Raw genomic sequence first — 22,868 nt, forward strand, 5'->3', positions numbered from 1 at the left:
CACGTTCGCCAGCATCTTCTCCGGGACCGCCGGTCGATCCGGGACCGCGGCTGTCGAGTGAAGGGACATGGCGGTGACTCCTGCCTTCGCAGTGATTTCCGGTGCCCAGGTGAACGAGGTTTTGCAAGGGCGGGAGAAGCATGTCCTCGAACTGATCGAGGCGGCCTACCGGGTGCACGGGGAGGGCGACACGGTCAATCCGCCGTCCTATTTCCTGCGCTTTCCGGAGGACCCGGCGTCGCGGATCATCGCCCTGCCCGCGTCGGTCGGCGGCGACATCGGCGTGCACGGCGTGAAGTGGATCTCCAGCTTCCCCGGGAACGTCGCCGAGGGCCTGCCCCGCGCCTCGGCCGTGCTGATTCTCAACGACCGGCGCACCGGCTACCCGATCGCCTGCCTGGAGAGCTCCATCGTGAGCGCCGTCCGGACCGCCGCCTCCGCCGCCCTCGCCGCCGACTGGCTGTCCCGCGACCGGGGCCGCCCGACGAAGGTCGGGTTCGTCGGCACCGGCCTGATCGCCCGCTACATCCACACCTACCTGCACACCACCGGCTGGACGTTCGAGGAGGTCGGCATCCACGACCTCAGCGCCGCCTCGGCGGAGGGCTTCCGGTCCTACGTGGATGAGACCGCCGGTGGCCGCACGAAGGTCCACGGCAGCGTGGAGAGCGTGATCCGGGACAGCGACCTGGTGGTCTTCGCGACCATCGCGGGCACGCCGCACGTCACCGACCCGACGTGGTTCGACCACAACCCGCTGGTGCTGCACGTGTCCCTGCGCGACCTGTCGCCCGAGGTGATCCTGTCCGCCGCCAACGTGGTGGACGACGTGGAGCACTGCCTCAAGGCGAACACCTCGCCGCACCTGGCCGAGCAGCTCACCGGCAACCGCGACTTCCTGTCCGGCACCTTGTACGACGTGATGACCGGCGCGGTGCGGCCCGGCGCCGACCGGCCGCTGGTGTTCTCGCCGTTCGGGCTGGGCGTCCTCGACCTGGCGGTCGGCAAGCACGTCTACGACGAGGTGTCGCGGGCGGGCGACCTCGCCGTCGTGGAGGACTTCTTCTACGACCTTCACCGCTACGGCAAGCGATGAGCCGCCTGCCCGTGGACCTCGCCTAGGAGTCGGCTCATGCCAGTGATATCCACGCCCCAGGAGTTCAACGTGGACGACCTCTACGTGGACCTCCGGCGGCTCTCGGGCCACCCGCTGTACCTGAAGTGCGAAGGCTTCAACTTCGCCGGCTCGATCAAGCTCAAGGCCGCCAACGAGATGGTGTCGGCGGCGGCCCGCAGCGGCGCGCTGCGCGCGGGCACCACGCTGGTCGAGAGCTCGTCGGGCAACCTCGGCGTGGCGCTGTCCCTGGTGGCGGCCAGCCGGGGCTACCGGTTCCTGTGCGTCACCGACACCCGCTGCAACCTGTCGACCCGCCAGCTCATGGCGGCGCTGGGCGCGGAGGTCCACGTGATCACCGAGCCGCACCCGCAGGACGGGTTCCTCGGCGCGCGCATCCGGTTCGTCAAGGACCTGGTCGCCGAGCGCGCGGACCACCTGTGGCTCAACCAGTACGCCAACCCCGGCAACTGGATGGCGCACTACCAGACGACCGGCCCGGAGATCCTGAAGAGCTTCCCCGAAGTGGACGTCGTCTTCATCGGCGCGGGCAGCACCGGCACGCTGATGGGCTGCGCCCGCTACTTCCGGGAGAACAAGCCGTCGGTGCGGGTCGTCGCCATCGACAGCGTCGGCTCGGTCACCTTCGGCACGCCCGCGCAGCCCCGGATGCTGCCCGGCCTGGGCACCAGCGTCCGCCCGCCGCTGCTGGACGAGTCCTTTGTGGACGAAGTGCTGCACGTGGCCGAGGCGGACACCGTCCGGGCCTGTAGAACCCTGCTGCGGAACGGGTTCCTGTTCGGCGGGTCGACCGGCACGGTGCTGTCCGGCGCGACCGCGTGGCTCGCCCGCCACGACGGCGACGTGACGGCTGTCGCGATCGCGCCGGACATGGGCGAGCGCTACCTGGACACCGTCTACCACGACCAGTGGATCGCGGACATCTACGGCGCGGACCTGCTCGGCGAGCAGGAGGCCGCGACGCTTGCGAGGAGAATGCCATGACCGACGCGTTGCCCCTTTCCGCCGGACAGGCCGAGATCTGGTTCGACGAGAAGCTCAACGGGCGGGGCGTCGCTTACAACTCGGCGGGCTACCTGGACATCCGCGGCCCGCTGGACGTCCCGGCGCTGGTCGCCGCCGCGCGCGGGCTGGTCGACGAGGCCGAGTGCACGCGCACCCGGTACCTGGAGGTGGACGGCGCGCCGGCGCAGGTGGTGACCCCGCTGGTGACGCTTCCGCTGACCCACCTGGAACTCACCGCCGACGAGGCGGCCGACTGGATGGCCGCCGACCTGGCGACGCCGTTCGAGCTGGACGAGTTCCCGCTGTTCCGGTTCGCCGTGATCAAGGTCGCGGAGCACCGGCACTTCTTCTACATGCGGATCCACCACCTGCTCTGCGACGGCTACAGCCAGGTTGTGTTCTGGCGGCGCCTGGCGGAGCTGTACGGCGGGGTCGACGGCACACCGATCCCGCCGCTGAGCGCGTTGCTGGCCGGCGAACGCGCCTACGAGGACTCGCCCGCCGCCGTGAAGGACAAGGACTTCTGGGCACGCCGGTTCGACACGACGCCGGACCTGGTGAGCCTGTCCACCCGCACGGCCACCGGCCCCGAGGTGCGCGGGTTCCTGCGGCGCACCGCCGTGCTGTCCGCCGACACCGCGACGGCGCTGCGCGACCTGGCGACCCGCGCCACGTCGACCTGGCCCGCCGTCGTGCTGTCCGCCGTCGCCGTCTACACCCAGCGCCTCACCGGCGTGGGCGACGTGCTGCTGACCCTGCCCGCGACCGCCCGGATGGGCGCCACGATGCGCGCCGTGCCCGGAATGGTCGCCAACTACCTGCCGCTGCGGGTCCGGGTGCGGCCCGATGACACCCGGTCGGACCTGCTGCGCCGGACCTCGCGCGAGCTGATGCAGGTGCTCAAGCACCAGCGCCACCGGGTCAGCCGCATCCGCCGCGCCATGGGGCTGGCCGGTGACGACCGGCGGCCGTTCGGCCCGTTCGTCAACATCCTGCCGCAGCAGACGACCTTCGCGCTGGGTGCGTGCGAGGTCGAGGTGAACAACCTGTCGACCGGGCTCATCGAAGACCTGATGATCACCGTGGTGGACGCGCCCGACGGCGGGCTGGAGGTCCACCTCAACGGCAACCCGGAGCTGTACACCGGAGCCGAAGCCGAAGCGCACCTCGCCCGGTTCGCGGCGTTCCTGGACCGCTTCGCGCACGCGTCGGACGAAGAACCCCTGGCGCGCCTGGAAGTCCTCGCCGAGGACGAACGCGCCGAGTGGCTGGGCGCGACCGTCGGCGAGTCCCACGCCGACCCGTTCACCGACGTGGTGGAGCAGGTCCGGGCGTTCGCCGCCGAACGGCCGGACGCGATCGCCGTGGTGGAGGACGACTTCGACGTCAGCTACGCGACGCTGGTCGCCCGCGCGAGCGCCCTGTCCCGCAAACTGCCCCCGACCCTCGTGGGTGTTCTCGCCGCGCCGGGCGCGGGCTTCGTCTCCGCCGTGCTCGGCGCGTTGGGCGCGGGCGGGGCGTACGTCCCGCTGGACACCCGCGCGCCGCTCGCCCGCACCGCGGAACTGGTGCGCGACAACGGGGTCGTGCTGCTCGTCGTGGACCCGGCGCACCGCGCGTCGGCGATCGAGCTGGGCGTCGACTTCATCGTGCTGGACGACGCCGAGGACGCGGAACTCGCGCCGGTGCGCGGGGAACCGGACGACCTGGCCTACGTGATCTTCACGTCCGGCTCGACCGGCAAGCCCAAGGGCGCGATGGTGCACCGCCGCGGCATGGTGAACCACCTGCTGGCCAAGGTGGAGGACCTGGGCCTGGCCGACGCCGACAGCGTGGTGCAGAACGCGCCGCTGACGTTCGACATCTCGGTGTGGCAGATGCTCGCGCCGCTGGTCGCGGGCGGCCGGGTGCGGGTCGTCGGCCGGGAGACGGCGGCCGACCCGGAGCTGCTGTTCGGGCTGGTCGCCAACGAGCGGATCACCGTGCTGGAGGTCGTGCCGTCGCTGCTGCGCGCCGCCCTGGACGCGTGGGACATCGTGGCGGCCCGGCCGAAGCTGCCGTCGCTGCGCTCGCTGGTGGTCACCGGCGAGGCGCTGCCGCCGGACCTGTGCCTGCGCTGGTTCGCCCGCTTCCCGACCGTGCCGGTGGTCAACGCCTACGGCCCGACGGAGTGCTCCGACGACGTGACGCACGCGTTCGTCACGGTGGACGACGCGACCGGCGGTGTGCGCGTGCCGATCGGCCGTGCGGTCCGCAACACCACCCTGTACGTGCTGGGTGACGACCTCGGCCCGGTGCCGACCGGCGTGCCCGGCGAGCTGTACGTGGGCGGTGTCGGCGTGGGCCGGGGCTACCTCGGCGACCCGAAGCGCACCTCGGCCACGTTCCTCGCGGACCCGTTCAACGGCGGCCGGATGTACCGCACCGGCGACCGCGTGGTGCGCCGCGAGGACGGGCAGTTGGAGTTCCTGGAACGCCGTGACCACCAGGTGAAGGTGCGCGGCCACCGGATCGAGCTGGGTGAGGTCGAGGCGGCCCTGCGCGGTCTGCCGGAGGTGTCCGACGCGGCCGTGCAGGTCGTCGGTGAGGCGGGCGGCAAGCGGCTGGTCGGGTACGTGGTGGCCGACCGGTCGCCCGGTGACCTGCGCGCCCGGCTCGGGGAGCTGCTGCCCGAGTACCTGGTGCCCTCGGCGTTCGTCGAGCTGGACGCCATGCCGCTCACCGCGCACGGCAAGGTCGACCGCAAGGCGCTGCCCGTGCCCGAGGTGGCGAGCGGCCCGGCCCGTGCGCCGCGCTCGCCGCGCGAACGAGTGCTGTGCGAGGTCATGGCCGAGGTGCTGGGGCTGCGCGACGTCGGCGTGGACGACGACTTCTTCACCCTGGGCGGCGACAGCATCAGCTCCATCCAGGTGGTCAGCCGCGCCCGGCGCGCCGGCGTCGTGTTCACCTCCCGCGAGGTGATGAAGCACCGCACGCCCGCCGCGATCGCGGCCGTCGCCAAGAACGCCGCCGAGACCGCGGTCGTGGCCGACGACGGCGTGGGCGAGGTCGAGCTGACGCCGATCGCGCACCAGCTCCGCGAGGACCTGGCCGAGCTGTCGCCGAGCACCCGCCAGTACAGCCAGCACGTGGTGCTGCACGTGCCCACCGGCCTGGACCTGGTCAAGCTGGCGGGCGCGATCCAGACCGTGATCGACCACCACGACGCGCTGCGTGCGAAGCTGTCCGTGCCGCTGCCCGGCCTGTGGACCATGGAAACGCTGCCGGTGGGCGAGATCCGCGCCACCAGGCTGGTCCGCCGTGTCCCGGTGTCCGAAGTGGACGATGTGGACGAGATCGTCGCGGAGGAGGTCGCACGGGCCCGTGCGGGCCTCGCGCCGGAGGAAGGCCGTGTCCTGCAGGCGGTCCTGGTCGACTCCGGGACCACCGCGCGGCTGGTGCTGGTCGTGCACCACCTCGTGGTCGACGGCGTGTCGTGGCGGATCATCGTGCCCGACCTCGCGGACGCCATGGCGGGCCGGGCGCTCCAGCCCGTCGGCACCTCCTACCGGCGCTGGGCCAAGGTGCTGGCCGAACACGCCCGCTCCGGCTCCCGCGTCACCGAACTGCCGCTGTGGACGGCGCAGGTCCAGCCCGCCGAACCCCGACTCGGCAGCCGACCGCTCGACCCGGGCCGGGACACCTACGGCACGGCCCGGTCGCTGCGGCTGGTGCTGCCGACCGAGCAGACCGCCGCGCTGCTGACCAAGGTGCCCGCCGTGTTCCACGCCGAGATCAACGACGTGCTGCTCGCGGGCCTCGCGGTCGCGGTCGCGGACTGGCGTCGCAAGCGGCTCGGCGTCACCGACTCCGCCGTGCTGGTGGAGGTGGAGGGCCACGGCCGCGAGCAGGTGGTGGACGACGTCGACCTGTCCCGCACGGTCGGCTGGTTCACCAGCGTGTTCCCGCTGCGCGTGGACCCCGGCGAGCTGGACCGCGCCGACCTGTGGGCGGGCGGCACGAGCGCGGGCACGGCGATCAAGCGGGTCAAGGAGCAGTTGCGCGCGCTGCCCGACCACGGCATCGGCTTCGGTCTGCTGCGCTACCTGAACCCGCAGACCGTGGGCGCGCTCGCCCGGTACGGCACACCGCAGATCGGCTTCAACTACCTGGGCCGGTTCACGGCCGGCGGGACGGCGGGGGAGTGGTCGCTCGACGCGGGCACGTCCGTCGTCGGCACGGGCGTGAGCCCGGACATGCCGCTGCGGCACGCGATCGCGGTCACGCCGGTCACCGAGGACGGACCGCACGGCCCGCACCTCGTCGCGGACTGGCTGTGGGCCGACGGCCTGCTGTCCGACGCCGACGTGGAGGACATCGCGCGGACGTGGTTCCGGGCGCTGACGGCGTTCGTGGAGCACGCCACCCTGCCGGGCGCGGGCGGGCACAGCCCGTCCGACTTCGACCTGGTGGCGCTGACCGAGCGCGAGATCGCCGACCTCGAACGCGAGACCGGCGCGGTGCAGGACGTCCTGCCGCTGTCGCCGTTGCAGAAGGGCCTGCTGTTCCAGGCCGAGTTCGACCGCGACGGCGCGGACGTCTACACCCTCCAGGTGGTGGTCGACGTCGAAGGCCCGCTCGACGTCGGCGCGTTCCGGGCGGCGGCGGAGGCGTTGCTGCGCAGGCACCCCAACCTGCGCGCGTCGTTCCACTCGCGGTCGTCCGGCGACGCGGTGCAGGTGGTCCCGGCGACCGCCGCCCTGCCGTGGGAGGAGATCGACCTCACCGGCATGGACCCGGCCGACGCCGACCACGAGCTGCGGCGGCTCACCGACGAGGACTGGGTGCGCCGGTTCGACATGGCCGACCCGCCGCTGCTGCGGTTCACCGTGGTCCGCACGGGCGTCGACCGGTTCCGGCTGATCTGGGCCGTGCACCACATCCTGGTCGACGGCTGGTCCATGCCGATCTTCGCCAAGGAGCTGTTCACGCTCACCGCGAACGGCGCGGACCTGGCCGCGCTGCCGCCCGTCGCGCCGTCCCGCGACTACCTGGAATGGCTCGCCCGCCAGGACGGGGAGGCGGCGCGCGAGGCGTGGCGGACCGCGCTGCACGGCATCGGCGAGCCGACCCGGATCGGCCCCGACGAACGGCCCCGCGTCACCGACTCGCCCGCCTCGATCACCGTCGACCTGCCCGCCGGGTTCACCGAGGAGCTGTCCCGCTGGGCCCGTGCCCGCGGCCTCACGCTCAACACGGTCATGCAGGGTGCGTGGGCGATCCTGCTGGGCAGGCTGACCGGTCGCGACGACGTGGTGTTCGGCGCGGTGCACTCCGGCCGGCCCGTCGACCTGCCCGGCATGGAGTCGATGGTCGGCCTGTTCCTCAACACCCTGCCGGTGCGGGTGAGGCTCGACCCGGCCGCGCCGATCGCCGACCTGCTGGCCCGCGTGCAGGACGAGCAGTTCGACCTGGCCCCGCACCACCACCTCGGGTTGGCCGAGGTGCAGCAGCTCGTCGGCGTCGGCGAGCTGTTCGACACCGTGGTGAGCTTCCACAACTACCCGATGGACACCGACGGCCTGTCCGGGCTGATCCCCGGCGTCCGGCTGGTCGACGCCGAAGGGCGGCTGGTCGCCGAGTACCCGTTCGCGCTGTCGGTGTACCCCGGCGAGGAGATCCGCCTGCTCGCCCAGTACCGGTCCGACATCTTCGACGAACCGGCGATCAAGTCCATCGTGGACCGGTTCACGCGGCTCCTGCACATCCTCGTCGCCGAGTCGGACACCGCCGTCGCGCACGTCGACCTGCTGTCCGCCGACGAGCGGGCGCAGATCCTGGACGGCTGGGGCGGTCGGATCGCCGAGACCCCGGACGTCGTGGTCACGGACCTGTTCGAGGCGCGTGCCGCCGAGGCCCCGGACGCGGTCGCGGCCGTCTTCCAGGGCACGCCGCTGACGTACGCCGAGCTGAACACCCGCGCCAACCAGGTCGCCCGGCTGCTCGTCGCCCGCGGCGTCGGGCCGGAAGGCGTTGTCGCGCTGGCGATGCCCCGTTCGCTGGAGATGCTGGTCGCGGTGCTCGGCGTGCTCAAGGCGGGGGCGTCCTACCTGCCGATCGACGCCAAGTACCCGGCCGACCGGGTGGACTACATGGTCGCCGACGCCCGGCCGTCCGTGCTGCTGTCCACAGTGGACGTCGCGGCGACGCTGAACGTGGACGTCGAAGTGGTCGCGGTCGACGCGGTGGACTTCGCCGCCTACCCGGACGGCAACCTGACCGACGCGCACCGGATCGCGCCGCTGCGTCCGCACCACCCGTCGTACGTGATCTACACGTCCGGCTCGACGGGCAAGCCCAAGGGCGTCGTGGTGGACCACGCGGGCTTCGTCGCGATGGTGCTCAGCCTGATCGACAAGTTCCACGTCACGTCCGACACGCGGGTGTTGCAGTTCGCGTCCTACAGCTTCGACGCGACCGTCTGGGAGATGGGGCTGGCGCTGTGCGGCGGCGGTACGGTGGTCGTCGCGGGGGACGACGCGCGCGGACCGGGTCAGGCGCTGATCGACCTGATCAACGACAACGGCGTGAACCTGGCCGCACTGCCGCCGGTCGTCGCGGGTGGGATGCCCGAGGGCACCAAGCTGCCCGACGACCTGACCATGGTCGTGGCGGGTGAGGCGTGCCCACCGGAGGTGGTCGCGCGGTGGTCGGCCACGCACCGGATGTTCAACGGCTACGGCCCCACGGAATCCGTGTTGGCGGCCACCGTCGGCGGTCCGCTGACCCCTGGTCCCAAACCGCCGATCGGGATCCCGACCGCCGCCCACCGCGTCTACGTGCTCGACTCGCTGCTGCAACCCGTTCCGGCGGGCGTCACGGGCGAGCTGTACGTGAGCGGCGGGCTGGCGCGCGGCTACCTGAACCGGCCGGGGCTGACCGCCGAGCGGTTCATCGCCGACCCGTTCGGCGCGCCGGGCGACCGCATGTACCGGACCGGCGACCTGGTGAAGTGGCTGCCGGGTGGGGAACTCGACTACCTCGGCCGCGCCGACGACCAGGTGCAGCTCCGCGGGTTCCGGATCGAGCTGGGCGAGATCGAGTCCGTGCTGTTGGCGCACCCCGACGTGACGTTGGCCGTCGCGATCGTCCGTGAGGACTCCGTCGGCGAAGCCGACAACCGGACGACAGAAGGAGACCGCAAGCTCGTCGCGTACCTGGTGACCGACCAGGACGGGAACACCGTGCCGGCGGGTCTGCGGGAGAACCTGGTGGAAGCGCTGCCCGAGTACATGGTGCCGTCGGCGCTGGTGGTGCTGGACGAGCTGCCGCTGACCCCGCAGGGGAAACTGGACCGCAAGGCGCTGCCCGCACCGGACTACCCGGGCCAGACCCGTGGCCGCGGCCCCCGCAACCCCGTCGAGGAGATCCTGGCCGGCGTCTTCGCGGACGTGCTGCAACTGCCGCAGGTCGGCATCGACGACGACTTCTTCGCGCTCGGCGGGCACTCCCTGCTGGCCACCAAGGTGATCAGCCGGGCACGGGCCGCGCTGGGCGTCGAGCTGCCGATCCGGGCGCTGTTCGAGGCGCGCACGGTCGCCGGGGTCGCGGAGCAGGTGGTCGGCGCGTCCGACGCCCGCCCGCCGCTGCGGCCCGCCGTGCGCGGCGAGCGGATCCCGCTGTCCTACGCGCAGACCCGGCTGTGGTTCCTGGACAAGTTCGAGGACGGCACGACCGGCACCTACAACGTGCCGATGGCGATCCGGCTCAACGGCGACCTGGACGTGCCCGCGCTGCGTGGCGCGTTGCGGGACCTGGCGGCGCGGCACGAGATCCTGCGCTCGGTGTTCCCGGACGTCGAGGGCGAGCCGTTCCAGCGGGTGGTGGACGTGCCCGCCGACTACCCGGAGCTGCCGCTGACCCGGCTGCCCGAAGCGGATCTCCAGGCCGTGCTGACCGCCGAGGCCGACCGCGGCTTCGACCTCGCCGCGGAACCCGTGATGCGGGCGCACCTCTACGGCGTCGCGCCGGCCGAACACGTGCTGCTGCTGGTGTTCCACCACATCGCGTTCGACGGCTGGTCGATCGGGCCGCTGGTCAAGGACCTCGCCACGGCTTACCGGGCACGGGTCGCCGGCCGCAAGCCGGAGTGGGCGCCGCTCGACGTGCAGTACGCGGACTACGCGTTGTGGCAGCGGGAACTGCTCGGCGACGAGCACGACCAGGAAAGCCTGCTGGCACGCCAGCTCGGGTACTGGACCCAGGCGCTGGCCGGTGTGCCGGAGGAACTGGACCTGCCGACCGACTTCGCCCGCCCGGCGGTGAGCAACTACGACGGCGACGAGCTGCGGTTCGAGGTGGACGCCGAGCTGTACCACGGGATCGTGGCGCTGGCCCGCGACACCGGCGCGAGCGTGTTCATGGTCTTCCAGGCGGCTCTGTCGGCGCTGCTGACGAAGTTGGGCGCGGGCCACGACATCCCGCTCGGCACGCCCACCGCCGGGCGCACCGACGACGAGTTGGCCGACCTGATCGGCTTCTTCGTCAACACCCTCGTGCTGCGCACCGACACCAGCGGCGACCCGACGTTCCAGGAGCTGCTGCACCGGGTGCGGGACACCAACCTGGCCGCCTACCAGCACCAGGACGTGCCGTTCGAGCACCTGGTGGACCGGCTCAACCCGGAGCGCTCGCTCAACAAGCAGCCGCTGTTCCAGGTCATGCTCGCCTTGCAGACCAGCGACGACATCCCGCTGACGCTGCCCGGCCTGTCCGGTCGGGTGGAGCCGGTGCGGTCGCAGCGGGCGAAGTTCGACTTCACCGTGCTGTTGGAGGAGCGGTACGCCGAGGGCGTGCCGTCCGGGATGCACGGCATCCTGGAGTACAGCACCGAGCTGTTCACCGAGGCGTCCGCCCGGCGGCTTTCCCGGCGACTGGTGGACTTCCTGCGGATGGTGGTCGCCGATCCGGCCGCGCGGCTGAGCCGGGTGGACGTGCTCGACGCCGAGGAACACGCTGCGGTGCTGCGGGCGGGCACCGGTCCCGTCAAGCCGCAGGCCTACCAGGGCGTGGTGGAGCGCGTTCGGGAGCTGGCCTCGGCACAGCCGGACGCGGTGGCGGTCGTGGACGACCACTCCGGCGTCACGTACGCCGAGCTGGTCGGCCGGGCGAGCGCGTTCTCCCGCCGGGTTCCCGGTGACGGGCTCACGGCCGTGCTGGCGGCGCCCGGCATCGGCTTCGTCACGGCGGTCCTGGGTGCGCTGGGCGCGGGCGGCGGGTACGTGCCGCTGGACGTGCAGGCTCCCGTGGCCCGGATCGCCGCGCTGCTGGCGGACAGCGGCGCGCGGGCGATCGCGGTGGACCAGGCGCACCTCGACCTGGCGCGGGAAGTGGCCGACGGCACCGAGATCGTCGTGCTGGACGACGCCGTCGACACCGAACTCGCGCCCGCGCGGGGAGAACCGGACGACCTGGCCTACGTCATCTTCACGTCCGGCTCGACCGGCAAGCCCAAGGGCGCGATGGTGCACCGCCGGGGCATGGTGAACCACCTGTGGTGCAAGGTGGACGACCTCGAAGTGTCCGAAGTGGACACCATCGTGCACAACGCGCCCGTCACGTTCGACATCTCGGTGTGGCAGATGCTGACCGCGCTGATGGCGGGCGGCCGGGTCCGGGTCACCGGGCGGGACACCGCCGTCGACCCGAACGCCCTGTTCGCCACCATCCCCGACGAGGGCGTGACGATCCTGGAGGTCGTCCCGTCACTGCTGCGCGCCGCGCTGGACGCATGGGACATCACCGAGGAGACACCGGACCTGACCGGCCTGCGCCGGCTGGTGGTCACGGGTGAGGCGCTGCCGCCGGACCTGTGCCACCGCTGGTTCGCCCGCTACCCGGACATACCGCTGGTCAACGCCTACGGCCCGACCGAGTGCTCGGACGACGTGACGCACGCGCTCATCCGGCCCGGCGACGAGCTGGGCGACACCCGCGTGCCGATCGGCCGCCCGGTGCGCAACACCCGGCTGTACGTGCTGGGCGACGACCTGCGCCCGGTGCCCGCCGGCGTGGCCGGCGAGCTGTACGTCGGCGGCATCGGCGTCGGCCGGGGCTACCTGAACGACCGGGCCAAGACCTCGGTCACGTTCATCGCCGACCCGTACGGCGAGGTCGGCACCCGCATGTACCGGACCGGCGACCGGGTGGTGCTGCGGCCGGACGGGCAGCTTGAGTTCCTGGAACGGCGGGACCACCAGGTGAAGATCCGGGGCCACCGCATCGAACTGGGCGAGGTGGAAGCCGCGCTGCGCGCCGTGCCCGAGGTCGGCGACGCGGCGGTGTCGGTGAGCGGCGACCAGGGCGGGCACCAGCGGCTCGTCGGGTACGTCGTCGCCGCGCCCGGCACGGACCTGAGCGTGTCGGCGGTCCGGGACCGGCTGGGCGAGTCGCTGCCGGACTACATGGTCCCGGCCGCGATGGTGGTGCTGGACGCGCTTCCGCTGACCCCCAACGGGAAGGTCGACCGCAAGGCGCTGCCCGAGCCGGAGGCCGCCACGACGAGGAGCCGTGGGCCGCGCACGCCGGTCGAGGAGATCCTGTGCGGCGTGTTCGGCGAGGTGCTGGGCACCGCCGAGGTCGGCGTGGAGGACGACTTCTTCGACCTGGGCGGGCACTCGCTGCTCGCCACGCGGGTGGTCAGCCGCGTGCGGACCGTGCTGGACGTGGAACTGCCGGTGCGGGCGTTGTTCGAGGCCCGCACGGTCGCCGGGCTGGCCAGGCTGGTGGCGGCGGCCGACTCGGCCCGCCCCCCGCTGCGCCCGGTGGAACGCGTCGGGGACGTCGGCCTGCCGCTGTCGTTCGCCCAACGCCGGCTGTGGTTCCTCAACAAGCTCGAAGAGGGCTCCACGGGCACCTACAACGTCCCGCTGGCCGTGCGGCTCAAGGGCGACCTCGATGTGGCGGCTCTCGGCGCGGCGGTCGACGACGTGGTGGCGCGCAACGAGATCCTGCGCACCGTCTTCCCCGACGTGGACGGCGTGCCGTACCAGCGGGTGCTCCCCGCGCGGGGCCCGGTGCTCGCGGTCGACCGCACCGACGACATCGCGCGGACGTTGGCCGAGGAGGTCGACCGGGGCTTCGACCTGGGCACGGAACCCGCGCTGCGGGCCCGGCTCTACGTGGTGGACGAGCAGGAGCACGTGCTGCTGCTGGTGTTCCACCACATCGCGTTCGACGGCTGGTCCACCGGCCCGCTCGCCCGCGACCTGGCCACCGCCTACGCCGCCCGGCGCACCGGCAAGGCCCCGAGCTGGGAGCCGCTGCCCGCGCAGTACGCGGACTACGCGGTGTGGCAGCGGGAATGGCTGGGCAGCGAGTCGGACCGGGGCAGCGTGCTGTCCGCGCAGCTCGCCTACTGGACGCAGGCGCTGGCGGACCTGCCCGAGGAACTGGACCTGCCGACGGACTTCACCAGGTCGGCGGTGAGCGACCACGACGGCGACGTGCACCAGTTCGCCGTCCCGCCGGACCTGCACGCCGGCCTGCTGGCGCTGTCCCGCGAGACCGGCGCGAGCGTGTTCATGCTCGTGCAGGCGGCGGTGTCGGCGTTGCTGACCAAGCTCGGCGCGGGCACGGACATCCCGCTCGGCAGCCCGATCGCGGGCCGCACCGACGAGGCCCTGCACGAGATGGTCGGCTTCTTCGTCAACACCCTGGTGCTGCGCACCGACACCGGCGGCGACCCGACGTTCCGCGAGCTGGTGCGCCGGGTCCGGGAGACCGACCTGGCCGCGTACGCGCACCAGGACCTGCCGTTCGAGTACCTGGTCGAAGCCCTCAACCCGACCCGGTCGCTGTCCCGGCACCCGCTGTTCCAGGTCATGCTGGCGTTCCAGAACGACGACGACGCCACCGAGGCGCTGCCCGGCGTCACCGCCGCCGTCGAGCCGATGAAGGCGAGCCGGTCGAAGTTCGACCTGACCTTCGACCTGGTGGAACGGCAGCTCGACGGCAACCCGGCGGGCCTGGACGGCGTCCTGGCCTACCGCACGGACCTGTTCCGCAAGTCCACTGTGGACACCATGGCGCAACGGCTGGTCCGGCTGCTCGCCGCCGTGGTGGCCGACCCGGACGCGCCGCTGAGCGACGTGGACGTGCTCAGCCCCGAGGAACGCCACCGCGTCCTGGTGGAGTGGAACGACACCGCACGCGAGCTGGGCCGCGCGCTGGTGCCCGACATGGTGGCCAACCGCACCAAGCAGATCCCCGGCGTGACGGCGCTGGTCGGCCCCGATGGCCAGTTCACCTACCGGCAGCTCGGCGCGCGGTCGAACCGGCTGGCGCGCGAGCTGATCCGGCGCGGCGCGGGCCCGGAGCGGATCGTGGCGATCGCCGTGCCGCGCTCCACGGACCTGGTCGTGTCGGCGCTCGCGGTGCTCAAGACGGGCGCGGCGTTCCTGCCGATCGACCCCGGGCACCCGACCGAGCGGATCGCGCTCACCCTCGCCGACGCGGAGCCGGCGTTGACCATCACGACGGCGGACGTGGCCGGGACGCTGCCGGCGGCCGGTGAGGTCCTGCTGCTGGACTCGCCGGAGGTCGCCAAGCTCCTGCGCGGCCGGGGCGGCGCGGCGGAGGTGACCGACAAGGACCGGATCGCGCCGCTGCGGCCCGAGCACCCGGCGTACGTGATCTACACGTCCGGTTCGACCGGCAAGCCCAAGGGGGTCGTGATCCCGCACCGCGCGCTGCGCAACCTGATCGCGGACATGCGGCTGCGGCTCGCGATGAGCCGGGACGACCGGCTGATGGCGGTCACCACGTTCGGCTTCGACATCTCGAACCTGGAGATCTTCGTGCCGCTGGTGTCCGGTGCGACGCTGATCGTGGCCGACCGCGACGTGGTGCGCGACCCGCTGGCACTGGGCGCGATGGTGGTCGACACCCGGACCAGCGTCATGCAGGCCACCCCGAGCCTGTGGCAGGCGCTGGTGGACGCGGACCCGGACTCGTTGCGCCGCCTGCGTGTCGTCCTGACCGGCGGTGAGGCGTTGAGCGAGTCGCTGGCGGCGTCGCTGCACGAGCTGACGAACGACGTGCGCAACATGTACGGGCCGACCGAGACCACGATCTGGTCCACGGTGTCCGAAGTGGACGAAGGCAAGCCGACCATCGGCAAGCCCATCAGCAACACCAAGGTCTACGTGCTCGACCACTCGCTGCGGCCGGTGCCGCCGGGCGTGCCCGGCGAGCTGTACATCGGCGGCGAGGGCCTGGCCCGCGGCTACCTCAAGCGGACCGCGCTCACCGCCGACCGGTTCCTGGCCGATCCGTTCGGCGAGGCCGGTGACCGGATGTACCGCACCGGCGACGTGGTGCGCTGGGACGACGACGGCGAGATCGAGTTCCTGGGCCGCCGCGACCACCAGGTCAAGGTGCGCGGGTTCCGGATCGAGCTGGGCGAGGTGGAAGCCGCGCTGCGGGCCGTGCCGGGGATCTCCGACGCGGTGGTGGTGGCGGACAACGGCCGGCTCGTCGGGTACCTCGTCGGCGCGGACGTGCCGCAACCGGCGGCGGTGCGGCGCAAACTGGGCGAGTCGCTGCCGGACTACATGATCCCGTCCGCGCTGGTCGCCTTGGAGCGCTTCCCGCTGAACACCAACGGGAAGGTCGACCGGGCCGCGCTGCCCGCACCCGACTTCGCCGACCGCACACCGTCCCGCGAGCCGCGCACGGCCGCCGAGAAGCTGCTGTGCGACGTGTTCGCCGACGTGCTCGGCGTGCCCGAGGTGCGGGTGGACGACGACTTCTTCGAGCTGGGCGGGCACTCGCTGCTCGCCACGGGTGTGGTCAGCCGGGCGCGCAAGGCCGGGCTGCGGTTCACCATCGCGGACGTCTTCGTGCACAAGACCGCCGAGGGGCTGGCGGGCGTCGTCGAGGAGCAGGACGTGCCCGCCGCCGGGGCGTCCGCCGTGGCCAGGGTGTTCGACGAGGTGCGTGCCCTGGAGACGCGGGACGACCCGCTCGACCCGTTCGCGGTGGTGCTGCCGATCCGGCCGGACGGCTCCCGGCCGCCGCTGTTCGTGCTGCACAGCGGTCTCGGGTCCAGCCTGCCGTACGTCGGGCTGGCCCGCACGATCGATCCGGAGGTCCCGATCTACGGCATCCAGTCCCCGAGCGTCGGCCACCTCGCGCCGCTGCCGACGAGCATCGAGGCGGTGGCCGAGGAGTACCTGGGCTACCTCAAGCAGGTCCAGCCCCAAGGGCCGTACCACCTGCTGGGCTGGTCGTTCGGCGGGGTGCTGGCACAGGAACTGGCCGTGCGGCTCCAGGAGAACGGCGACGAGGTGGCGCTCGTCGCGAACCTGGACGGCTACCCGCACCGCCCCGGCACGGAGGACGAGGACGTCACCGACAACGAGTTGCTGCTGCGGGTCATGGAGGTCATCGGCCACGACCGCGCGGAGTTCGCGGACCGCGACCTCAAGCCCGGCGACGTGGTTGAGGTGCTGCGCCGCGACCGGCACCCGTTGGCGGAACTGGGGGAGCGGCGGCTCCTGGCGATGCTGTCCGTGGTGCGCAACCACGGCCGGATCATGGAGCGGTTCACCCCGCGCACGTTCCACGGCGACCTGGTGCTGTTCGCCGCGGTGGAGGACCGGTCCGAGGCCGAGGTCGCCGAACTGGCGGACTCGTGGACCGCGCACGTCCGCGGCGAAATCCGCACGCACCGCGTGCCCTGTGGGCACGAGTACATGATGCACCCCGAGCCGCAGGCGCTGATCGGCGCGGCGGTCGCGGAAGAGCTCCGCCGGGTGCAGCGCAACCACATCGGGGAGGCACGACCGTGACCACGCTCGACGTCCCGACCGCGCAGACACCGCTCGCGCCGGTCACCGAGGTGCTCGCCATCGCGGGCCGGCGGCTGCGGCGGCTGCGCCGCAACCCCGGCCGGCTGGTGGGCATCACGCTCAACCCGCTGATCACCATGATCGCGCTGGGCTACCTGTTCTCCAACGCGATCCAGATCCCCGGCAGCACCAACTACATCGAGTTCATCTTCGCCGGCGTGGTGATGCAGGTCGGTCTGGCCAGCATCGGCCCCACCGCGATCGCCGTGGCGCTGGACGTGCAGGGCGGCCTGGTGGACCGGTTCCGGTCGCTGCCCATCTCGCGGTCCGCCGTCCTGATCGGACACACGCTCGCCGACCTGGCGATCAGCCTGATCGGCCTGGCCGTCGTGACCGCGTTCGGGCTGCTGTTCGGCTGGCGCTCGCACACCGGGTTCCTCCAGACGCTGGCCGGGTTCGCCCTGGTGGCCGTGTTCATCTTCACGGTGCTGTGGGTGGGCGTGCTGCTGGGCATGGCGTCGAAGAACCTGGAGACCATCGAGTCCGTCGGCGGCCTGGTCGCGGTCGTCTTCTCCTTCATGTCGACGGGCTTCCTGTCGGTGGAGAAGCTGCCCGGCTGGATCCAGCCGATCGCCCAGTGGAACCCGGTCAGCTCGGTGATCGCCGCCTGCCGGGAACTGTGGGGCAACCCCGTCGCGGACAGCGGCGGCTTCCCCGCGGAGAACCCCAGCACGGTGATCCTGGTGTCGCTCGGCACGCTGTTCCTGGTCACCTCGTACCTGAGCGTCCGCCGCTACCGCAACGCCTGAGAGAAGGACGCCCGAAGATGACCGCCGCCGACCTGGCGACCCCCGACCTCGCCGACCCGCAGACGTTCCTGGACGTCGACCTCACCGAGCTGTGGCGCACCCTGCGCGCGGAACGCCCCGTGCACTGGAACGAGCCGCGCGGCGACCAGCCCGGCTTCTGGGTCGTCTCGCGCTACGCCGACTGCGTCTCCGCCTACAAAGACAACAAGCGGCTCACCTCCGAGCGCGGCAACGTGCTGACCACCTTGTTGCAGGGCAACGACTCCGCGTCGGGCAAGATGCTCGCCGTCACGGACGGGGCCCGGCACCGCGCGGTGCGCAACCTGATGCTGAAGTCCTTCTCGCCCCGGCTGCTGGAGGCCGTGGCGGAGCAGGTCCGCAAGCGCACCAGGGCCTTGCTGGAGGCGGTGATCGCGCGCGGCGAGTGCGACTTCGCGACCGACGTCGCCGACCACATCCCGATCAACACCATCGGCGACCTGATGGACGTGCCCACCGCCGACCGCGCCAGGCTGGTGGACTGGAACAACCGCACGCTGAGCCGGGTGAGTTCCGAGGACTCGCAGATGGACGAGTGGCTGGCGCGCAACGAGATCCTGCTCTACTTCTCCGACCTGGCCGAGCAGCGGCGCCGCAACCCCGGTGACGACGTGCTGTCGGCGTTGGCCAACGGCCTGATCGACGGCGCCCCGCTGGCCGAGGACGAGGTGGTCTTCAACTCCTACAGCCTCATCCTCGGCGCGGACGAGTCCAGCCGGATGTCCTCCATCGGCGCGATCCTCGCGCTGGCCCAGCACCCCGAGCAGTGGCGCCGGCTCAAGTCCGGCGAGGTGGGCGTCGACACCGCCACCGAAGAGGTGCTGCGGTGGACCACCCCGGCGATGCACTTCGGCCGCCGCGCGGTGGAGGACGTCGAACTCGGCGGCCGGACGATCCGCGCGGACGACGTGGTGACGATGTGGAACAGCTCGGCGAACTTCGACGAGGAGGTGTTCCCCGACCCGACGCGGTTCGACCTGGCGCGCACCCCCAACCGGCACATCGCGTTCGGCTTCGGCCCGCACTTCTGCCTGGGCGCGTTCCTCGGCCGCGCGCACGTCGGGGCGGTGCTGGAAGGCCTGCGCGACCTGGTCTCCGAGATCCGCGTGCCCGGACCGGGCACCCGGCTGTACTCGAACTTCGTGTACGGGTACAGCAGCCTGCCGGTCCGGCTCGTGCCGGAGCGGGCCTGAGCCCATCACCGATCCGTCAGCGCGCTGTCAGCGCCGGCCGAAAGCATTGACCCACTGGGGTCCATTCCCACCGCGAGGGTACGGAGAGCCGAAGTGACGAACCCCTTTGACGACCAGGACGGCCGGTTTCTGGTGCTGGTGAACGACGAGGGCCAGCACTGCCTGTGGCCCGCGTTCGCCCGCGTGCCGGCCGGGTGGACCGTGGCACTGGAGGAGACCACGCGGGACGCGGCACTGTCCTATGTGGAGGACAATTGGACCGACATGCGCCCCCGCAGCCTCCGCGAGGCGCACGACCGCAACGAGAGCAAGGCTAGCTGATGGACCTCGCGATCGAAGTCTCCGGCCTCCGCAAGACCTACGACAAGACCCAGGCCCTGCAAGGCATCGACCTGACCGTGCGGACCGGCTCGGTGCTCGGCGTGCTCGGCCCCAACGGCGCGGGCAAGACCACCGCCGTCCGTGTCCTGGCGACCCTGCTCGAACCGGACGGCGGCGTCGCGAAGGTCGCCGGGTTCGACGTGGTGAAGCAGCCGCGCGAGGTGCGCCGCCGGATCGGCCTGGCCGGGCAGAACGCCGCCGTCGACGAGCTGCTCACCGGCCGGGAGAACCTGGTGCTGCTGGGCAAGCTCCTGCACCTGGGCCGCGACGGCGCGCGCAAGCGGGCGCAGGAGCTGTTGGCGAGGTTCGACCTCGTCGCGGCGGGCGACCGCCCGGTCGGCACCTACTCCGGCGGTATGCGGCGGCGGCTGGACCTGGCGAGCTGCCTGGTCGGCCACCCGCAGGTGCTGTTCCTGGACGAGCCCACCACCGGCCTGGACCCGGCCAGCAGGCAGTCGCTGTGGAACACCGTGCGCGGCCTGGTGGACGAGGGCGTGACCGTGCTGCTGACCACCCAGTACCTGGAGGAGGCCGACTACCTGGCCGACCAGATCGTGGTCATCGCGGCCGGGCAGGTGATCGCCGACGGCACACCCGACGAGCTCAAGCGCAAGGTCGGCCAGGAGTGGCTGGAAGTCGCGGTCGCGCTGCCGGACCGGGTGCCCGACGCCCTCTCCGTGCTCGGGCCCCTCGCGGTCGACGCGCCGACCACCGACGTCGAGAAGGGCCTGGTGAAGCTCCAGTTGCGGGACGGCATGGACGGCATCGCCGCGGCGGCCGTGGCGCTTCGGGATGCCGGAGTCGACGTCGCCGACTTCTCCCTGCGCCGCCCGACGCTGGACGACGTGTTCTTCAACCTCGTCGGGCACCCGACCGACCAGTAGGGAACCACCGAGCAGGAAGGAACCGCCGTGTCCCACCGCACGCCGAACTTCGCGGGCAGCCGCGCGCTGTCCATGAGCAGGTATCCGCGCTCGACCGGACGGTGGGGGTCGCCGGCATGAGCGACCTCCTGTTGCGTGCGGGACACGTCGCGGCCGTGCTGGCGGCCGTGCTGATCGCCGCCTACCTCGGTCGGCGGGCGGCCCGCGCGACACGTCAGCCGGAGGTGATCGGCGAGATCCTGGCGGGCATCCTCGTCGTGCCGGCGGTGCTCGCCGTGGGCGGCGCGTCCGGTCTCGCCGGTGTCCTGCCGGCCGGCGTCGTGAGCCCGTTGAAGGTGCTGGGCCAGATCGGTCTGGTGCTGTTCCTGGTCGGTGTGGCGCACGAGTTGCGGCACGGCCAGTCCGGCCTGGGCGCGCGCGCCGTGGGCTGGGTGACCGCCGGGTCGTTCGTGCCGGCGCTCCTGGCGGGCCTGGCGATGGCCGCGTGGGTGCTGCTGGCGGCCGGTCCGGACGTGCGCGGGACCGCCCCCGCGCCCGCGCTGGTGCTGATGGTCGCGGTGGCGCTGAGCGTGACGGCCGTGCCGGTGCTCGCGCGAATCCTGGAAGACCGGCGGATGGTGGACAGCCCGCCGGGCAAGCTCGCCATGGCCGCCGCGGTCGTCACGGACTCCGCCGCGTGGCTGCTGCTGGTCGTCGCGGTCGGCCTCTCCGGTGGCGTGCTGGTGTCCCTGATCCTGCTCGCGATCGGTGTCGCGGTCACCGTGGTGGGGCGGATCCTGTTGCGCGGCAAGGGCCCTACCGCCTTCGCGGAGCGCTTCCCGAAGGTCAGCGGCCTGGCGGTGGCGGCCCTCGCCCTGCTCGTCGCGTTCCAGTTCGAGCACTGGGGCCTCACCGCCGTGTTCGGCGCGTTCGTGGTGGGCCTGGCGGTCCCCGGCGGCCCGTGGACCGCCGCCGTGCGACCGGTCATGCAGGTCGGCAGGCTCCTGGTGCCGGTGTTCTTCGTGGTGGCGGGCATGGGCCTGGCGAACGCGCCGCGCGCCGCCGCGCCGTGGGCCGCCATCCTGATCGCCACCGCGCTGGCCATCGCGGGCAAGGTCGGCGGCGGCTACCTGGGCACGCGGCTCGCCGGGCAGGACCGCCGCACCGCGATCACGGTCGGCGTCCTGATGAACACCAGGGGGCTGACCGAGATCGTGGTGCTCCAGGCCGGGTACAGCGCCGGACTGCTGTCCGTGCAGCTCTTCCTGGCCCTGGTGGTGATGGCGCTGGTGACCACCGCGATGACCGGCCCGCTGCTGTCCCTGATCGAGCGCCGCGCCCGCAAGAGCGCCGCCGTGCCACCACAGCCCGTTCCCGACTTGCCAGGCGGTAGGCCATGACCCAGTCGCTCCCCGTCATACCGACGGCCGACTTCCGCGCCCTGATGTCCCACTTCCCGACCGGCGTCGCGATCATCACGACGACCGCGGCGGACGGCTCGCCGAGGGGCATGACGGTGTCGTCGGTGTGCAGCGTGACCCTCTCGCCGCCGACCCTGCTGGTGTGCCTGCGCAACGGCAGCCCCACCCTGGACGCCGTGCTCGCGCGGGGCAAGTTCGCGGTGAACTTCCTGCACGGCAACGCCAAGCCGGTGGCCGAGCTGTTCGCCTCGGGCGCGCCGGACCGCTTCGACGTCATCGCGTGGCGGCAGCCCGCCGGGGCGGGCGGGCCGCACCTCGTGGCGGACGCGCACGCCGTGGCGGATTGCCGGGTCAGCCGGACCGAGCCGGTGGGCGACCACACGGTGGTGTTCGGCGAGACATTCCAAGTGGCGCGGGAAAGCGGCCACCTGCCGCTGCTGTACGGATTGCGGGAATACCAGGTGTGGCGGACCGGGGAACCCGCCGAAAGCAGGTAAGGCTGCCCCTATCGGCCAGTCGCCATCGATGATCGCCCCGGCGGAGCACCCCGCCGGGGCGGTTCCCGCGCTAGCCTCGGAACAGTGCCGAATTTCTCGCCAGTGATCAGCGGGTTCACGCCACCGGGCGAGGACTTCGACCTCTGGCCGGTGTCCGAGGCGGTCGGGACGTGGTTGCGCCTCGACGGCAGCGCCGGACCGGACGACGTGGGCAGCGCCCTGCGCACCATCTACCTGCACAGCGGCGGGTCCGCCGCCGGCAGCGCGGACGAGGCGGTGCGCGAGCTGATCGGCTTCGACACCCTGTACGCGCCCGGCGGTCTGCTGCTGCGCGACGGCGACGGGATCGAGGCCGAGCCCGGTCCGCACAGCGAGCTGTTCGCGTGGCGGGCCTGGCTGGCCGCCCTGTACCGAGCGGACATCGACCTGGGGCCGGGGCCGTGGGTCGAGTACGTGGGCGACGTGGTGCGGGTGTGGACTGCCGAAGGGCGCGACGGGCCGCACGTGGACATCGGCCGCCCGGCGCTCCCGGGAATGCTGAGACAGGCGCAACGTGACCTGACCGCGTTCCTGGGAGCCCTCCGGACGTGGGCCCGGACCCACTCGCCACGGCAGACGGAGCTGCTGGTCGCGGCGGTGGACGCGGGCCTGGAGATCACCGAGCCCCTGCCGTTGTAGCGCGTCGGCCGGGCAT

The 22,868-nt window shown here is 72.3% G+C and carries 9 protein-coding genes and 1 pseudogene; all 10 read left to right on the forward strand.

The annotated features are described in order from the left end of the window. The first annotated feature begins 67 nt into the window (after positions 1–67). The 10 genes and pseudogenes from sbnB to ACQPZF_RS18845 all read left to right on the forward strand — a co-directional run bounded on the left by sbnB (position 68) and on the right by ACQPZF_RS18845 (position 22,852). Complete coding sequence (gene sbnB, locus ACQPZF_RS18800; protein ID WP_433273343.1) at positions 68–1,096, forward strand: 2,3-diaminopropionate biosynthesis protein SbnB; 1,029 nt, start codon at positions 68–70, stop codon at positions 1,094–1,096. A gap of 36 nt (positions 1,097–1,132) precedes the next feature. Beyond that, a complete protein-coding gene (sbnA, locus tag ACQPZF_RS18805) occupies positions 1,133–2,119 on the forward strand; it encodes a 2,3-diaminopropionate biosynthesis protein SbnA (protein WP_433273345.1) in 987 nt (328 codons plus the stop codon). Next, positions 2,116–16,971: an amino acid adenylation domain-containing protein gene (locus ACQPZF_RS18810; RefSeq protein WP_433273347.1), complete on the forward strand. Its 14,856-nt coding sequence runs from the start codon at positions 2,116–2,118 to the stop codon at positions 16,969–16,971. Before sbnA ends, ACQPZF_RS18810 begins: the two co-directional genes overlap by 4 nt. Next, a complete protein-coding gene (locus ACQPZF_RS18815; RefSeq protein WP_433273349.1) occupies positions 16,968–17,780 on the forward strand; it encodes an ABC transporter permease in 813 nt (270 codons plus the stop codon). Before ACQPZF_RS18810 ends, ACQPZF_RS18815 begins: the two co-directional genes overlap by 4 nt. A 17-nt stretch (positions 17,781–17,797) precedes the next feature. Then, positions 17,798–19,012: a cytochrome P450 gene (locus tag ACQPZF_RS18820; RefSeq protein ID WP_433273351.1), complete on the forward strand. Its 1,215-nt coding sequence runs from the start codon at positions 17,798–17,800 to the stop codon at positions 19,010–19,012. 93 nt (positions 19,013–19,105) lie between these two features. Next, positions 19,106–19,333: an MbtH family protein gene (locus ACQPZF_RS18825; protein ID WP_433273353.1), complete on the forward strand. Its 228-nt coding sequence runs from the start codon at positions 19,106–19,108 to the stop codon at positions 19,331–19,333. Between the two features lie 71 nt (positions 19,334–19,404). Next, positions 19,405–20,277, forward strand: a pseudogene (locus ACQPZF_RS18830) (ATP-binding cassette domain-containing protein); the annotation flags it as partial. A 116-nt stretch (positions 20,278–20,393) separates the two neighbouring features. Continuing rightward, positions 20,394–21,656 carry a cation:proton antiporter gene (locus ACQPZF_RS18835; RefSeq protein WP_433273355.1) on the forward strand — a complete coding sequence of 421 codons (1,263 nt, stop codon included), beginning with the start codon at positions 20,394–20,396 and terminating at the stop codon, positions 21,654–21,656. Then, on the forward strand, positions 21,653–22,174 hold the full coding sequence (locus ACQPZF_RS18840; RefSeq protein WP_433273357.1) for a flavin reductase family protein: 522 nt from the start codon (positions 21,653–21,655) through the stop codon (positions 22,172–22,174). Before ACQPZF_RS18835 ends, ACQPZF_RS18840 begins: the two co-directional genes overlap by 4 nt. An 84-nt stretch (positions 22,175–22,258) precedes the next feature. Beyond that, positions 22,259–22,852, forward strand: coding sequence for a hypothetical protein (locus ACQPZF_RS18845; protein WP_433273359.1), 594 nt, complete (start codon positions 22,259–22,261; stop codon positions 22,850–22,852). The last annotated feature ends 16 nt before the right edge of the window (positions 22,853–22,868 follow it).

It is taken from the genome of Actinosynnema sp. CS-041913, from assembly GCF_050942485.1.
In the GTDB taxonomy this organism is placed as follows: Bacteria; Actinomycetota; Actinomycetes; order Mycobacteriales; family Pseudonocardiaceae; genus Actinosynnema.

Bases quoted from the DNA above. Each gene is read 5' to 3' on its own strand.
- sbnB (WP_433273343.1), top strand. From the start codon at position 68: ATGGCGGTGACTCCTGCCTTCGCAGTGATTTCCGGTGCCCAGGTGAAC.
- sbnA (WP_433273345.1), top strand. From the start codon at position 1,133: ATGCCAGTGATATCCACGCCCCAGGAGTTCAACGTGGACGACCTCTAC.
- ACQPZF_RS18810 (WP_433273347.1), top strand. From the start codon at position 2,116: ATGACCGACGCGTTGCCCCTTTCCGCCGGACAGGCCGAGATCTGGTTC.
- ACQPZF_RS18820 (WP_433273351.1), top strand. From the start codon at position 17,798: ATGACCGCCGCCGACCTGGCGACCCCCGACCTCGCCGACCCGCAGACG.
- ACQPZF_RS18835 (WP_433273355.1), top strand. From the start codon at position 20,394: ATGAGCGACCTCCTGTTGCGTGCGGGACACGTCGCGGCCGTGCTGGCG.
- ACQPZF_RS18840 (WP_433273357.1), top strand. From the start codon at position 21,653: ATGACCCAGTCGCTCCCCGTCATACCGACGGCCGACTTCCGCGCCCTG.